The sequence below is a fragment of the Pyramidobacter sp. YE332 genome (assembly GCF_033060595.1).
GTDB lineage: Bacteria > Synergistota > Synergistia > Synergistales > Dethiosulfovibrionaceae > Pyramidobacter.
The window spans coordinates 1,015,975-1,030,874 of record NZ_CP133038.1 but is presented as its reverse complement, the minus strand read 5'-3'; the positions used below and the strand labels follow the sequence as shown (position 1 = coordinate 1,030,874).

Sequence of the window (14,900 nt, the reverse complement as noted above, 5' to 3'; positions counted from 1 at the left end):
CGTTTTCCTCATTTCATTCACCGGACGGACTCCGCTTTTCCCTTCCGGCAGAGCAAAACCAGGAAGAAGGGGGCCCCCAACACGGAAGTGATGATACCGACCGACAGTTCCACGGGCAAAAACACGGTGCGGGCGATCGTATCCGACGCCGCCAACAGAAGCGCGCCGAACAGCGCGGACAACGGCACCAGGAAGCGGTGATCGTTTCCGACGAGCAGCCTGGCGGCGTGCGGCGCGATCAGGCCGATAAAGCCGATCGTTCCCGCTACGCTGACCGCGCTTCCTGCAAGTATCGCCGCGAACAGCAGCGCGATCATCCGGCAGACTTTTACCGAGAGCCCTACGCTTTCCGCCATTTCTTCCCCGAGCGTCAGCAAGTTGATCTTGGGACTGATAAACGCCGAAAGCGCTAGCGCCGCAACGCTGTAGGGCAAAATGGACTGCACCGCGGCCCAGCTCTTCCCGGAAAGACTGCCGAGAAGCCACGAATAAGTGATGTCCAACGTATCGCTGTTGATCGTCATCAGTCCTGAAGCGACCGCGCTCATCAGGTTGGAAACGGCGATGCCGGCGAGAACGATATGGACCGTGCGGCTCTTTCCGAAAGCCGCAGACAAAAAACAGATAAGCGTCGCCGTCAGCAAAGCTCCCAAAAAGGAAGCGGCCGGGATCATCGGTACCCGCCCGGGGAAAACCGTCATCACGACGACGGCCGCCAAGCCCGCTCCGGCGTTGACGCCGATAATATTGGGAGAAGCCATGGGATTATGCAGAACGCCCTGCAGCAGCACGCCCGCGACGCCAAGGTTCATACCGACCAATATGCCTGTGATGATCCGGGGCATTCTCACGTTTCCAAGAATTTGAACAGCCAGGTCGTTCCCGGCGCGCCCCGACATCCAAACCAGGACCTCTTCCAGCGAAAACCGGATTGTCCCCGAGACCAGGCCGATCAGCGTCACGGCTCCCAGCGCCAGCGCGGAAAGGAAAATCAGCACCGTTTTCGCTCGCGCCGTCATCGGCCGTCTGAGCACGTTTTTCATGTAACGAGCACCTCCAGAATCGGATGATGAAAATCTCCTGCCCTGGCGGAGAACCATTCGGGCAGGAGTCATACTATTTCTTGATTGAAAGATCGAATCTTGCGGCGCTCCGAGAGAGAGCCACAAAGCGAGTTACGCAGAGCGCGCAACGGTCGAGAGAGTTCCGCGCGACTGACCTCTCCCGCGGCGCCCGGCGAGCTACGTTGATTCTTTTTATCAAGAAACAGTATAGAAAGAACATTATTTCGCGTTTTCCAGAATCGCTTCCGCCGTTTTTTCGAGCATCACTTCCGCGGCGGAGCGGTTCGGATTGACAGCGAAAGGAAGGATCAGCACCCTGCCGTTTTTCACGGCGCCGAGGGTCTGCCACTTGACGTCCGCCTTGAACTGCCGGAGAATCCTCTGGTTCTCTTTTCGGTCTTTACTGTTCGTCACAATGAAGACCAGGTCCGGGTCCGCCGCGAGAACGGCCTCCACGTCAAAAGTCACGAAGGACGCTTTCTTCGCGTTGGGCAGATCGGCGGGAACGACGTTTTCGATCCCCAGCAGGGTAAGCATGCTGCCGAAACTGGAAGCGCTCTGCGCCGCCTTTACGCCGCTTCCGGCCTGCAGGACGACGCCGGTCTTGACTCCGGCGCCGTTGGCGACTTTCTTTTTCAGCGCCGCCGCGCGGTCAAAGACCATGTCCATATAGGCGTTCGCTTCCTTGTCGCGGCCGATCAGATGGCCGACGTATCCGGTCAGCTCGACCAGAGGGATCTCGCCGACGGCATCCGGGTCGAAGAAGAAGACGACCGCGCCGGTCCGGATCAGTTCTTCCTTCAACGCAGCGTGAAAACGGCTGCTGGCGACGATCAGATCGGGTTTCAAGGCATAAACGGCTTCGATGTTGATACTGTCGGCCCTGCCCACGGACGGCAGGGCCATGCCTTTTTCCGAAATCCTGTAATCCTCGACTTTGCCTACAGGCATCGCGCCGGAATTGACGACCGCCTGCATGGCGGCGGAGGTAAGCGCCAGGACCCGCTGCGGATTTTCGGGGATCGTCACTTCCCGTCCCAAGTCGTCCTTTACCGCCAAAGAAGCTCCCGCGGCAAACGCGGCCGCCTGCGAGGCGATCAGCGTCATCGCAACCAGCGCCATGAAGGCGACGCGTTCTTTCAATTTTTCCATCATGATATCCTCCCGTTATTTTTTCTTTTCGATCTCGATCCATCGTCCCCCGGCATGTTCGCCGTCCGAGACGACCCTGCATCCCGTCAGTCCCGCGCGTTCGACCAGGGCGGCGAGTTCCACCAGCGAGGGACGCTTCTCATTTCTCCTTTTCAAGCCTGCCTGCACCGCCTTCTGCATGCGTTCGCGCATGCTTGGCGGGATATAGCGGCCCAATCCGCCGCCGACGACGGCGAAACAGCCGGGCTTGAGGATCCGATGGACAGCCCGCAATCCCTCCTCAGGACGCTCCCAGAACCAGATGGAACCGCGGCTCATCACGAAATCGACGCTGTCGTCTTCCAAGGGCATTTCGCAGACATCCGCCTGGACGAAGGAGACTTCGTTGTCCACCGGCAACGCTTCATAGTTCTTTTTGGCCAGGTCGAGAGAATCCCGGCTGATATCCAGGAAGACGATGCGCATGTCCGTGATCTTGGCCAGTTCCATCCCCAGCCAGCCAGGTCCGACGCCGATATCCACGGCGATCCCGTTTTGAAGTCGGTAATCGTCCACAAACTGCTGGATCAGCAATGGATACATGGGCTGCAGGATCTGATAATTGTCGTCCGTTCTTAACATTTTTCCCGTCCCTTCAAGCCCGATAATTGTCAAACGCCAGAACAGAATTGAAATATGCCGTCCAGCCGCGCCATTCCCGAAGCTGTTTTTCACGACTCAGATCGCACGGAGCCGCGACCTCCGCATGAACAGGCCACGAGCCCTGCCCGCTGAAATAACTTTGCATGGCGCGCCCCGCCATGAATTCGGCAAAGGGAAGCAAGGCGGCGCCCGTATTCTTTTTCCAGACAAGCATCTGCGGCAGCAGGACGGCGCCTTCTTTCGCCGCATTGACGGCAAGCCGGTCGCCCGTCCCCACAGAGGCGAATCCGACGTTGGTCATGGCGACGTCATACTCCCCGGACATGACGGAACGCACGACGCTGGCAGGGGGCCCGTCATAAACGACGCGACGCTCAAAGGCGGCGAACTCGTCCGGCCATACGGAGAGAAGATACGCCCCCGCCGCCCGCGTCAGCGGCTTATCTCGGTCCGGAAAAACGACGCGGAAATCGGGGTTGAACAGATCTTTCCAGGAATGCGTCAGCTTCTCCGCCGCTATTTTCCCCGGATTGTAGATCATGACCAGCGGCGTTACGGAAATGGGATAGAAATAACCCTCCGGATCCAGCAGCGCTTGCATTTCTTTTCGCACAGGATGCTTTTCTACAAACAGCGGAGCATCCCGTCCCAAAACGGCTTCCTTCACCGTTTTATCCAGCGGCGCGAGTTCCGTCGCGTTTACAACCGTCAGATCGGGCAGGATACCCTTCCGAACGGCGGGCAGCAGCCATTCCTCCGTGCAATCGCCGGTATACTCGGGATCATGAGGCGTGCAAAGCAGCACATCCTCGCCCGTCTCCGCTCGGAATTTGCCCAGCGCTTCTCCCAGCCTGTCGGACAGATACCCCCGCATGTTGACGGGGATATGTACCATCAATCGTTTCAACGGCGTCGCTCCTCTCGTTTTTTCATCTCGGCGCACGAGCGCCGGCACGCACACGTTTCCCGCGTGGGGATCACCACGTTGCGGCAGCATTTTTCAAACCGGCAGACATGCGCCCTGATCTGGAACACCTCGCGGATCGTTTCTTCCGTAACGACCTGTTCGCATGGACCGGACCGAAACACTCTTCCGTTTTTCAGCGCATACACGCGATCCGACACTTCGATCGCGTGATTGATGTCATGAAATACGGAAACGACCGTCTTGTGGAAATGCCGCTTCAGGCTCAGGATGACCTGAAGCAGATCGTACTGATGCCTCAGATCCATATAGGTGACCGGTTCATCGAGAAGGACGACGGGCGTATCCTGCGCAAGGATCATGGCGATCCAGACGCGTTGTTTCTCACCGCCCGACAGGTTTTCCACATACCGGTCCAAATATCGCTCCACATTCATATACGAAGAAGCCCAGCGTATCTTTTCCCTGTCTTCGGCATTTTCGAGCCAGCCGGATCGATGATAGGGAGCCCGGCCCATAGCGATCAGTTCCCGTACGGTCGTGCCCTGCATGTTTGCATGGAATTGCGGTAAAAAAGCGATCTTCTTGGCGATTTCCCTGCCGCTCATCCGGCGAATCGGGCGCCCATCGAGCAAAACCGAATTTCCGGCAGCAGGCATCAAACCGCACAGACATCTGAGAAGCGTTGATTTTCCGGAGCCGTTCGGTCCGATCAACGAAATGATCTGCCCCTTGCCAGCGGAAAAATCGACGTCGCTCAGCACCTCGGTGCGCCCATATCGAAAACAGAGTTTCTGCGCTTTCAGCATGTTATTTCCTCGAATTGATATCCATGGCTCCGGCATCACGACCAAACAAAGATCCCCAGTACAGCGGACGCGAGGATCAGCATAACCGGCGGCAGCTTCTTCTTTCGAACGCCACGATAACCGATTATCAGCACGCCCATGACCGCAAACAGCAGCGCCGTTTTTCCGGCCTCCGCCGCCGGCTTTCCGCGGCACTGATTCACGGCCAGCACGCTGCCGGTCGCGAGGACCATCCCGACCACGCAGGGTTTCAGGCCCCTGACCGCAAACTGTACATACGGGTTTTTGACCGCCCCGCGCAGCGCCGCGGCCACAAGCAGGACCACCAGAAACGACGGCAAGACCACCGCCAGCGTAGCCAGCAGCGCGCCCGCAAAACCCGCCCGAGAACCGCCGACATACGTGGCAAGGTTCACCATGATCGGACCCGGCGTACTTTCGCTGACGGCGATCATATCCATCAGCGCCTCTTCCGTCAGCCAACCGTACGAGAGCGCCACGTCCCGAATCAGCGGAATCGCCCCGTAAGCTCCGCCAAAGGCAAAGCAGCCGACCCGGAGAAAACCGAGAAACAACTCCAGCAGGATCATTTTTCCCCGCCTTTCTTTCGATATCGAGTCACGCCGAAATACGCCAAGCTGAATATGCCGGACGCGACCATCAACACAACGGACGAAACGTGAACGCCCGCCAGCGCGCCCGTCAGCGGGATCATAAAAGACGCCGCCATAACGCCGAGCGGCAGCGTTTTTTTCGGCGTCCTTTTCAGCATTGCGACCCCCGCGTCCAGGATCAGGAGCGCGACCGCGATCCGAATACCTTGAAAGGCGTGGGGTACCCACGGGATCTCCAGCCAGTTTTTAAGAAAACCGGCCAGAAAGAAAATGACGAGAAAAGACGGCAGGACCATCCCCACGGTGGCTGCGACCGCGCCCATGACTCCTGCCTGCCGCCAGCCCGCGTAGGTCGCGCAGTTGATGGCGATAGGGCCGGGAGTAGATTCGGCGACGACGGTCATGTCCATCATCTCGTCGTGGCTGATCCACCCACGCTTGCCGACGCAAGCGTCTTCGATCAGCGCCAGCATGGCGTAGCCTCCTCCGAAGGTAAAAAGCCCCACCTTGGCGAAAGTCCAGAACAGCGCGGCAAAGATACGCATAGCATAAGTCTCCTTCGTTCGTTTGATGTCGGTCACCGTTTCACGCTTTTCGAGCCGCAGGCACGAAAACAATTAGAAGGAGCTAACCGAGTGTTTCAATATACGCGGGCGCTCCAACGAAATCGATCAATTCGGAATGGGCGCAGCATGACTCTCCGGAACGTAGCGATTCTTTCCAATCGCGTCAATTCCCGGCGCCTTTGTCACCGTGTTCCCGCGAGGAGCGCGGCGGATGCTCGTCATATGTCAGTAAGCCGTTGAGCAGACTCCGCACCGCCTGATCCGCGGCCCCCGCACAGCCCGCGCAGAAGCGGATCCCCCTTTCCACAAGCGCGTTTCGAGCGCCTTCGCCGATGTCTCCGCAGATCACCGCATCGACTTGGCATTGCTTCAGAAACGCCGCCAGAGCGGCGCGACGGTATCCCTCCGTGTCCACGATCTGGCTGCGCGTCACTTTCTCCCCCGCCGTGTCATAGAGTTTGAACGTTTCCGCGAGTCCAAACTTTTGAAAAATCTCTCCCCTGGCGCACGGAACGGCGATCCTCACAGCCGGGATTTCTTTGGGAACGATGTCCTGCGCAACAGGAAGCGCCTGATTTTCGAACTGCTTCCGAAATTCGCACTGACATTCCTTCTCATCGCGATCCAGAAGCATGGACGCCCGTCTCATTTCTTCAAACGAAGCGGCAAGAAAATCAACGGCGTCCTGACTGGGAAGATAATGTTTGTGAGCGCCGTACTGCTCACGATAAACCAGACCAGCTTCCCTCAATACGCGCAGATGCTGAGACACCGCGGGCTCGCTGATCCCCATTCTTCTCGAGAGCGAGCGCGTACAGTGCCTGCGGTTCAACAACAGTCTGAAAATCTGAAACCGCGTAGGTTCTCCAAGCGCCTTGAGATATTCAGCGATATCCATGCCATTCCTCCCCCGTCCTGTAATTAAGTACAAGCTTAATTTGCGAACGGTTAGATGATACTACCTCAAACAAATTAAGTCAAAACTTAATTTGCCGCATTCGCCGAACAACGGCTCAGCGATCCGGCGTCCTCGTTTTTCCACGGACGCCGTGATAAAATGAGAAAACTCAAACGACACAAGGGGGTTTCCTGATGAAATTTCACTTCATCCACACGAACTTCAACGTCCTCGACCTGAAACGGAGCATGGCTTTTTACGAAAAGGCGCTGGGGCTGAAAGAAGCGCGCCGCATCGAGGGAGACGGTTTCACGATCGTTTACCTGGGCGACGGCGTCACCGATTTTCAGCTCGAGCTGACTTGGATGCACGACCGTACCGAGCCGTACGACCTCGGCGAGCAGGAGTTCCATCTGGCGCTGCGCGTCGACGATTTCGAGGCAGCGCACCGGCTTCACGAGGAAATGGGCTGCATCTGCTACGAAAACCCGTCCATGGGCATCTACTTCATTCAGGATCCCGACCAGTACTGGATCGAAGTGCTGCCCACGCGCGGATAATCTTTTTTCGCCCAAGAAAAAGGATCGCCGCACCGCGGCAAAAACGCGAGGGCGAACGGCTGGATTTCATCCGGCCGTTCGCCCTCGCGTTTTCGTTTCGGAATGTTCCACGTGGAACATTTTTATCTAAAACCAGACAGTCAGTGAATAAAATTACGACAGTTCATTTCACATTTCCAAAGGATCTCCGTGCCTCCAGAACACGCAGGCGCGCGCGTAAGCGCAGCCGGCGCAGCGCGAGCGGTCGGGCGGCCACGGGCCGGAGGCCGCCTGGGACGCCTGCGCCAGGAGCGCGGCTTCCAGCGCTTTTTCGGCCTCCGCGTCCAGCGCTTCGAGCTTCTGTTCCGCGCCGCCGCGCAGGTTCCACAGCGCCAGATCGAGCTGCAGCGGCGCAAACTCGGGACGCTGGCGGCGCAGGGCCAGCGCATAAAACCGCAGCTGCCGCGCGTAAAAATCGTCCATCCAGCGGCGGCGCAACGGGTCTTTCGGCAGGCGCGTGGTCTTGTAGTCGCGCACGCACAGCCGCGCCGGACGGCCGGCGGCGCTTTCGATCCAGAAGGCGTCGACGGCGCCGACCAGCTCGACGGGGCCGAGGCGGACCTTGAACGGGTATTCGCGCGCCAGCGTCCCTTCTGCCAGCGCCCGGCGCAGCCGCGCCAGCAGCTTTTCGCCGCCGGTGCTGTGGAAGTTCTGCAAAAAGCGTTCCAGCTCGCGGCGCGAGGCCGGATCGCGCCAGACGCGGCGGAATTCGGGGCGCAGGTGCCCGTCGCGGAGGCCGAGGATGCGTCGGTAATCGCCGTCGCTGAAGTCCCATTTGGAAAGGATCCAGTGCGCGACGTCGCCCAGCTCGGCGCCACCGGACGCTTCGCGAAGCGATTCGCCTTCGCCGGCGTTCCAGCTCAGGTCGAGGTTCTGGCGGAAGGACAGGCGCCACGCCGCCGGGCACAGGCTCCAGAGGGCGTGCGAGGTGGCGCTGACGCGGCGCAGCGCGCGCGGGCAGAGGACGGTCAGCGGCACGTCGGCGCCGGGGATCGTCTTTTCGCGCGCGCCGGCCGCGTTGCGGCGCAGCCAGGCGTCGGCCTGGCGACGGGAGACTTCGCCGGACGCGGGGACGAACTCGCCGCCGGCGCGCTCGATCGACAGCAGCGAACGGTCTTTTTCCGCGCGTTTTCCCCCGCCGGGCATGAGGCCGCACAGGATCAGGCCGTCGCGCGCGCGGGTCAGCGCCACGTAATAAAGGCGCGTCCGTTCTTCGTACTCGGCGCGTTCGTCGAGACGGGCGTGCGCCTTGCCGAGCAGGCAGTCGCCTTCGGGCCAGCCGTCGGGGAAACGCGGCGCGGCCGCCAGCAGATGGCGCGAAGGAGCCACGCCTTTTTCCCGCGCGCCGGCGCGGCCGCCATGCTCCAGGCCGAAGACGGCCACGAGCGGGAATTCCAGCCCCTTGGAGGCGTGGATCGTCATCACCCTGACCGTGTCGCCGTCGGCTTCGGCGCTGGCTTCGGGATCGGCCGCGCCGCGGCGCAGGGCGCTGCGAAGATACGCGGCGACGCCCGCCGACGACGGGCCGACGCCCGCTTCGTACTCTTCCAGCAGAGCCACGGCGCGGCGCAGATTGGCCAGCGCCGCGGCGCGCCGTTTCGGATGGACGTTTTTCAGGCAGTCGCCGCGGGCCAGCAGCGAAGCCAGCGCCGCCGACGGGCCTTCGAGCATGGCCTGCCGGGCCAGGGATCTCAGTTTCGCGGCCGGGCCGGGCCAATGCTCCGCCAGCGTTTTCGGCGGCTCGCCGCGGTCGAGCAGCGGCAGCAGCGCCTGGGCGTCCGCGAGCGGCAGGCCGGAGAAAGGTGAACACAAAAACCCCGCCAGCGCCGTGCGGTCGCGCGGATCGGCGAGAAACGCGCAGAGCGCGCAGGCGTCGCGGATCTCCGGCCGCGCGTAAAAACTGCGCCCGCCGGTAAAGGCGGCGGGGACGCCGCAGAGTGAAAAAGCTCTCTGCAGGTTCTCGTAGGAGCTGCGGGTCGGCGTCAGCACGGCCATGTCGCCCCAGCGGACGGGGCGCAGGCGGTCGCGGTCCCAGATTTTCGCCTCCTGTCCGCGCAGCTCGCAGAGACGCAGCGCCAGACGCAGCGCCAGACGGTCGCGCGCGGCGGCCGCGCTTTCGCGCGCCCTTCCCTCTTCGTCGCGCTGGAATTCTTCCAGCAGCCGTTCGCAGACGGGCAGTTCCGTGCGCTGGCGTTCGTCGATCCACGCGGCGGCGCGCGCCAGACCGCGCGGCGAACGCAACGCCTCGTAGGGCTGGTTCAGTTCCGCGCCGAGGCGGTCTTTCCAGATTTTTTCGAAACGGCCGTTGACGGCGTCCAGAACTTTTTCGCCGCTGCGGAACGACACCGACAGGCTCACGTAACGGCCGCCGCGGCGCGCCGCGGCGACATAGCGCTCGAAGATGGCCGGCTCGGCGTGGCGGAAGCGGTAAATGGACTGTTTCAGGTCGCCGACCACGAACAGCCGCGCGCGCGCCGCGCGCCGGACGGCGCGCAGCAGGGCGTCCTGCTGGTCGTTGGTGTCCTGGAATTCGTCCACGAGCACTTCGGAAAAGCGCGCGGCGTAAGATTCGTCATGTTCCAGCGCCTGAGCGGCCAGAGCGATCATGTCGGAAAAAGAGATGCCGCCGCGCGAGGACTTGTACGCCTGCCACTTGCGCCAGCACAGCCAGCCGAAGCGGATCAGCAGCGCGCGCAGCCTCAGCTCGTCGGCGCTCCACCCGTCGGCGAGCAGGCGCTCGAAGACTCGCAGCGCGTCGGCGTCCCTGCGCCAGTCGGCCAGCTTGACACCCATCGCCTCCGCCAGCGCGTCGGCCAGCTTGCCGCGCGCGTTTTTGACGGTGTCGGCGGCGTCGAAGACGAACTCGCGGCAGTCCGCTTCGCTCGCGAAACCGCGCGCGTTCCAGCGGTCGCGGAAGGCGGCGAAGCGCGCGACGAAATCGCCCGTGCCGCCGCATCGAACGGGATCGACGTCGAAGCCTTCGGTCCAGCAGTCGGCCAGCCGCGCGAACTCGGCGCCGAGATTTTGCCGCAGCAGCTCCAGCGCCTGCGCGTCGGGGGAGCTCAACTTTTCGAGAACGCTGTCGGGGGTTTCGCCGAAGTCGGACATCATGCCCTCGAAGCTGCGGGCGAAATCGGCGACGCCTTCGGGCCGCCAGCAGTTCACCACGTCGGCGGCTCCGGGGTCGCTCAGCAGCGCGCGCGCGGAGGCTCCGTACCCGCGGTCCATGCCCCAGCAGAACCATTCGGCGTCGAGCCGGTCCAGCGCGCCGGTCAGTTCGCGCCAGAACTCGTCGGCCTCCGCGTCGCCGACGAGGCGCAGCGACGGTTCGACGGGCAGCGACAGCCCCGCTTCGCCGATGACGCGCGCGCCGAAGCCGTGGATCGTGGAGATGTAGGCCTGATCGAGCGAAGCCAGCGCGGCGGCGCGGCGGCGCGAAAGTTCGGCCGAAGCGGCGAGCGCCGGCTCGAGGTCCGCCAGCAGCGCAGCGATGCGGCGGCGCATCTCCGACGCCGCTTTTTCGGTAAACGTCAGCGTCAGCGTATGGCGCACGTCTTCGCGCGTCAGCACGGTCCAGACGAAGCGCCAGGCCAGCGTCCAGGTCTTGCCCGTGCCGGCCCCGGCGCCGACCACCGTCAGCGGCGCGTCGGACGTGATCGCCTCGACCTGCTCGGGCAGGCCCTGCGAGGCGACGTAATTTTTCAGCAGCGCCAGGTCTTCTTCCGGCAGAGGCGGCCGTCCGCGTTCTTTATTCGTCATCGGCGCCCTCCTCTTCCGATTCTTCGAGTTCGCCGCTCATCTCGCCGCGGCGGCAGATCGCCGCGAAGGCGCAGGCGCGGCAGCGTTTGCTCTCGTAGCGCGGCGGGAACTGCCCGGCGTCCATGGCCAGGGCGATATCCGACAGCAGCTGGCCGGCCCCGTCTTTCCGCTCGCGCAGCGTTTTCGATCCGCTCCGTTTGTTCAGCAGCGAGGCGACGTCGTCGTCCCAACAGCCGGAAACGGCGGCGTCCTTCTGGCCGACGTAGCCCCAGCCGGCGCATCCGCCTCCGCCCAAGCCGCCGCTTTCGAGGGCCAGCGCGTAGCAGCCCAGCTGGAACGCCTTGCCGTAAGCGGAGGCTTTTCCCGCTTTGTAGTCCCAGAGCAGGAAACGGCCGTCTTTGAGGCGGTCGAGGCGGTCGCAGCGGCCGCGGAACGTGACCGCGCCGCGTCGCAGCGGCGGCAGGTCGAGCTCGCAGAGGATCTCCGCGCGCAGCGGTCGCAGCGCCGTTTCCCACTCGTCCTGTTTCGCTGCGCAGCGTTCCGCGCCGCTGCGCAGTTCCAGCAGCGCGCGGCTCAGCGACGGAGAGCGCAGCAGCGCCGGATAGTTTTCGCCGACGACTCCGTCGAACAGACGGCGCGTCCTCTCTTCGACCGAGCCGCGGCAGCCCGACGCGGCGTATTCGCGCCAGACGCGCTCCCAGAGGGCGTGCATGGCCGTGCCGCCGCGGAGCGGGTCATACTCGTCCTCGCGCGGCGGCTCCTCGTAACCGAGGACGGCACGCAGCGCGAAAAGGTACGGGCACTCGGCGAAGTCGTCCACGGAACTCAGGCGCACTTCGGCGGCCGCGGCTTCGAGGCGTCCCAGCGGCACGCGGCTGGCCGGCAGCGAGTTCTCGGCGCGGAAATCCGGCTGCCGCGTCTCGACGGGCGTCAGCGCCGCTTCCTGCGGCGCGGCGAGAAGACGATCGAGCCCGCGCGCGACCGTTCTTTCCACGGAGATCCAACGGTCGGCCGCGGCGGCGGCGATCAGCGCCGATTCCTCCTGCGGCCGCTCCTGCGCGTCCACGGCGCTGCGGCAGAGGAACGTACAGAGGTCGCCGCAGGCGATCAAACGGCGGAAAAGGAACTCGCGCTGCCACCGCTGTTCCGACAGCAGGGGCAGATGGCTGCGGTCCAGCCCCAGAGAACTCAGACCGTGGAGGCGCTCCTTGCGCGCCTCGTCGAGCAGCGGCGACTCACGAAGGCCGCCCGGCCACTGCGAAGCTTCCGTGCCGATCATGAACCAGTACGGCGCGTGGAACAGCGGCGACGGCGCGCCGGCGAAGACCGTCAGGCAGCCGGCCTCGCGCTGCCCCGGCGAGGCGGTCGTGCCGTCGGCCCACGCCGACAGGTAGGCGCGCGCGTCGGCGCCGGAAAGTTTCTGCGAGCCGAACTCGCCGAGGTCGCGTACGACTTCTTTGATGAAAAGGATCTTGCGGTCCAGCTCGCGCAGCGCTTCCGAGAACAGGGCGATGCGGCCGTCCAGCTCCGGCGCATCGACCGTCAGCCGCGCCACGATCAGCGCCCGCCCCGAGGCAAACGCGCGCAGCGCCGTCAGCAGTTCCAGCGCCGTCCCGCCGCGCCGCACTTTCGCGGCATAGCGGCGGCAGTCGACGAACGCGGCGCGGGCGGAAGCGCCGGCGCCGTCGAGCGCTTTTTCCCAGCCTTTGGCGCCGCGGGGATGGAACGCTCTCAACCGTTCTATGTCGAGCTCGGATCCGCACAGCCACGGCAGCGACAGCAGCCGCAGCGTCGGCTCCGTCTGCCAGCCGCTCTCGGCCGCTTCGAGACAGGCCGACGAGAGCTGCCAGAGCGGCGTCTCGCTGATCGCGCGGCGGAAATCCCAAAAGACGGGCAGGCCGTAGCGTGCAAAGACTTCTTTTGCCTCGGCGAGGCGGGAGCGCGGCATCGAAAAGGCCACGGCTTCCAGCCCCGGCCACGGCCCCAACTCCGCCAGCGGCCCTTCGCCTCGCTCCCAAAGCGCCAGCGAGCGCGCCGCCGTTTCCAGTTCCTGGCGCGGGTCGCCGCCCTGGATCTTCACCGCGCGCAGCGGCCGCCGTTCCGACAGCGCTTCGCCGTCGACGCCGAACTGCTGCGCCGCGCCGTAGGCCCCGGCCAGATCGGCGACGGGCGCGCACAGGCGCACGGCCGCGCCGTGCCCGACGAGCGCGCGCACGAGCGCCAGCTGCGAATGGGTCAGGCTGGAAAATCCGACGAGCACGAGATCGAGAGAACGGCACACGTCCGCCGCGCCGGGCAGGTCGAGGAGTTTGCGCGTTTCCGTGGTGACGCCGGCGCTGTCCGAAAGCCCCTGCCGGTCGAGCGCTCCGAGATACGCGCGGTACAGGCTGACGAAGGCCCGGCCGAGCTGGTCGCCTTCTTCGCAGACGGCCGCGAGGCTTTCCGGCGGCACCTCTTCGCTGATCAGCTCGCGGATCTGCGAGCCCAGCAGCGTCAGAAAGCCGCGGCGCTGCGCGCCCGCCGGCAGGACGCCGCCGGATTCACGGTAACGCTTGACGATGCTCCAGAGCAGCAGCCAGTGGTCGGGCGGGTCGATCTGTACGCGCGGCTTTTCGACGCTCAGTTCTTCCGCAAAGAAGCGGTAGATCTCGTCCCAGCGGCGGATCCGATACTCCGGCGACGTCTCCGTTCCCGACAGCGTTTCGGCCAGCAGTTCGCGGTCGCCCGAACCGGCCACGAGGAACGTGCGGCCCCGCGCCGGCGGCAGGGCGCGCAGCAGCCGTTCCAGATCGCCGATACGCCGGTAAGCGTACAGTTCAAAGGGCATGGCGCTTCTCCTTTCGTTCCTCGTCCCATGCGGCCGCGGCCGCTATCGGCGGTACTCGCGCAGCAGCGCCAGCGTCGTTTCCGGCAACAGCGCCGCCAACTCCGGCTCGTCAAGGCCGCCGCGTTCCAGCAGCGCGCGCACGCGCATGGCGCTGATCGGCGCGCCGCCGGCCTCGCAGCGGGGGATTTCCGTCACTTCGACGCCCAATGGCGGCAAAAACACCTTCATGGCTTCGTTGTAACGCTCCGTCACGGGACTGAGTGGCTCCGTGCCGACGAAGCGCCGCGTGATGTTCATCGGTTCGGCGAAACAGCGCGCGAAGATGGTCAGGTCGAGTTCGCACTTGACGTCGCCGGCGCGCGCCTTGTCCTTGAGGAAATAATCGGAGAACGTCGCCGCCGAGATCAGATAATCTCCGGTCGGATGCACGGCGACGTTTTTCAGGTGCGCGGTGCCGCGGCGCACCATCTCCAGCCGCAGCGCCGCGGGGAAAAGGCTCTTTTCCGCCGAAAGCACGAAGACGTGCAGAAAATCGCACTGCGACGCCGCCGTCTCCATCAGGTAGCGATGCCCTTTCGTGAACGGATTGCAGTTCACCACCACGGCGCCGATCACGCCGTCCCGGACGGGACGTTCCAGCGAAGCGACGAAGCGCTTCACGCCGTCGCGGCGGTTTTCCATCAGCAGCACGTCGGCGGTCTCCGCCATCGGGAAAAATCCCAGATCGTCGAAGATCTGCCGGTTCGACGGCTTCGTGAACACGAACAGATGAGTCAGCCCCGCCTGGATCGCGTCGGTCACGACCTCGCTCACGACCGACGCCGCCAGCCCCTCGCCCTGACGCGCCGCGCTGACGCCGACGCACTTGATCACCGCGCCCTGGCGCGACGCCGTGGCGACCACCTCGCCCTCCTCGTCGCAGGCGCAGGCCGTCATCTCCACGCCGTCGTCGTAGTCCAGCCCCAGCGACGCCAGAAATTTTTCGATCCGTTCCAGCGTTCTGCCCTTGAACGGACGCCCTTGCATCATATCCATCGGCTCAGTC

12 protein-coding genes are annotated in these 14,900 nt (G+C 63.8%); 1 reads left to right on the top strand and 11 read right to left on the bottom strand.

The features are described 5' to 3' along the window. Positions 1–17: 17 nt before the first annotated feature. From RAH42_RS04840 to RAH42_RS04805, 8 genes are all read right to left on the bottom strand, one after another. Entirely contained in the window at positions 18–1,043 is a 1,026-nt protein-coding gene (locus tag RAH42_RS04840) for an iron ABC transporter permease (protein ID WP_317540064.1), read from the bottom strand. 240 nt (positions 1,044–1,283) lie between these two features. Beyond that, the gene (locus RAH42_RS04835; RefSeq protein ID WP_317540063.1) at positions 1,284–2,216 is read right to left on the bottom strand and encodes an ABC transporter substrate-binding protein; all 933 of its coding nucleotides are present in this window, start codon (positions 2,214–2,216) and stop codon (positions 1,284–1,286) included. A 15-nt stretch (positions 2,217–2,231) separates the two neighbouring features. Continuing rightward, positions 2,232–2,837, bottom strand: coding sequence for a class I SAM-dependent methyltransferase (locus tag RAH42_RS04830; RefSeq protein ID WP_317540062.1), 606 nt, complete (start codon positions 2,835–2,837; stop codon positions 2,232–2,234). Between the two features lie 13 nt (positions 2,838–2,850). Further along, positions 2,851–3,765, bottom strand: coding sequence for an ABC transporter substrate-binding protein (locus tag RAH42_RS04825; protein WP_317540061.1), 915 nt, complete (start codon positions 3,763–3,765; stop codon positions 2,851–2,853). After that, the gene (locus RAH42_RS04820) at positions 3,762–4,592 is read right to left on the bottom strand and encodes an ABC transporter ATP-binding protein (RefSeq protein ID WP_296428970.1); all 831 of its coding nucleotides are present in this window, start codon (positions 4,590–4,592) and stop codon (positions 3,762–3,764) included. The genes RAH42_RS04825 and RAH42_RS04820 overlap by 4 nt, the downstream gene beginning before the upstream one ends. Positions 4,593–4,627: 35 nt before the next feature. Beyond that, a complete protein-coding gene (locus tag RAH42_RS04815) occupies positions 4,628–5,182 on the bottom strand; it encodes a chromate transporter (RefSeq protein ID WP_317540060.1) in 555 nt (184 codons plus the stop codon). Continuing rightward, on the bottom strand, positions 5,179–5,751 hold the full coding sequence (locus RAH42_RS04810; protein WP_317540059.1) for a chromate transporter: 573 nt from the start codon (positions 5,749–5,751) through the stop codon (positions 5,179–5,181). Before RAH42_RS04810 ends, RAH42_RS04815 begins: the two co-directional genes overlap by 4 nt. A 184-nt stretch (positions 5,752–5,935) precedes the next feature. Continuing rightward, on the bottom strand, positions 5,936–6,670 hold the full coding sequence (locus RAH42_RS04805; RefSeq protein WP_317540058.1) for a metalloregulator ArsR/SmtB family transcription factor: 735 nt from the start codon (positions 6,668–6,670) through the stop codon (positions 5,936–5,938). Positions 6,671–6,864: 194 nt separating this feature from the next. Here RAH42_RS04805 and RAH42_RS04800 point away from each other — a divergent pair, with 194 nt between their 5' ends. After that, a complete protein-coding gene (locus RAH42_RS04800; protein WP_078016206.1) occupies positions 6,865–7,230 on the top strand; it encodes a VOC family protein in 366 nt (121 codons plus the stop codon). Between the two features lie 168 nt (positions 7,231–7,398). Here RAH42_RS04800 and RAH42_RS04795 read toward each other — a convergent pair whose 3' ends face one another. The 3 genes from RAH42_RS04795 to citC are packed head-to-tail and all read right to left on the bottom strand — an operon-like array spanning position 7,399 to position 14,890. Then, the gene (locus RAH42_RS04795) at positions 7,399–11,028 is read right to left on the bottom strand and encodes a UvrD-helicase domain-containing protein (protein ID WP_317540057.1); all 3,630 of its coding nucleotides are present in this window, start codon (positions 11,026–11,028) and stop codon (positions 7,399–7,401) included. Then, complete coding sequence (locus tag RAH42_RS04790; protein ID WP_317540056.1) at positions 11,018–13,855, bottom strand: PD-(D/E)XK nuclease family protein; 2,838 nt, start codon at positions 13,853–13,855, stop codon at positions 11,018–11,020. The genes RAH42_RS04795 and RAH42_RS04790 overlap by 11 nt, the downstream gene beginning before the upstream one ends. Positions 13,856–13,897: 42 nt before the next feature. Continuing rightward, on the bottom strand, positions 13,898–14,890 hold the full coding sequence (citC, locus tag RAH42_RS04785; protein WP_317540055.1) for a [citrate (pro-3S)-lyase] ligase: 993 nt from the start codon (positions 14,888–14,890) through the stop codon (positions 13,898–13,900). Between the last annotated feature and the right edge of the window lie 10 nt (positions 14,891–14,900).

Bases quoted from the DNA above. Each gene is read 5' to 3' on its own strand.
- RAH42_RS04840 (WP_317540064.1), bottom strand. From the start codon at position 1,043: ATGAAAAACGTGCTCAGACGGCCGATGACGGCGCGAGCGAAAACGGTG.
- RAH42_RS04835 (WP_317540063.1), bottom strand. From the start codon at position 2,216: ATGGAAAAATTGAAAGAACGCGTCGCCTTCATGGCGCTGGTTGCGATG.
- RAH42_RS04830 (WP_317540062.1), bottom strand. From the start codon at position 2,837: ATGTTAAGAACGGACGACAATTATCAGATCCTGCAGCCCATGTATCCA.
- RAH42_RS04820 (WP_296428970.1), bottom strand. From the start codon at position 4,592: ATGCTGAAAGCGCAGAAACTCTGTTTTCGATATGGGCGCACCGAGGTG.
- RAH42_RS04815 (WP_317540060.1), bottom strand. From the start codon at position 5,182: ATGATCCTGCTGGAGTTGTTTCTCGGTTTTCTCCGGGTCGGCTGCTTT.
- RAH42_RS04810 (WP_317540059.1), bottom strand. From the start codon at position 5,751: ATGCGTATCTTTGCCGCGCTGTTCTGGACTTTCGCCAAGGTGGGGCTT.
- RAH42_RS04805 (WP_317540058.1), bottom strand. From the start codon at position 6,670: ATGGATATCGCTGAATATCTCAAGGCGCTTGGAGAACCTACGCGGTTT.
- RAH42_RS04800 (WP_078016206.1), top strand. From the start codon at position 6,865: ATGAAATTTCACTTCATCCACACGAACTTCAACGTCCTCGACCTGAAA.
- RAH42_RS04795 (WP_317540057.1), bottom strand. From the start codon at position 11,028: ATGACGAATAAAGAACGCGGACGGCCGCCTCTGCCGGAAGAAGACCTG.
- RAH42_RS04790 (WP_317540056.1), bottom strand. From the start codon at position 13,855: ATGCCCTTTGAACTGTACGCTTACCGGCGTATCGGCGATCTGGAACGG.
- citC (WP_317540055.1), bottom strand. From the start codon at position 14,890: ATGGATATGATGCAAGGGCGTCCGTTCAAGGGCAGAACGCTGGAACGG.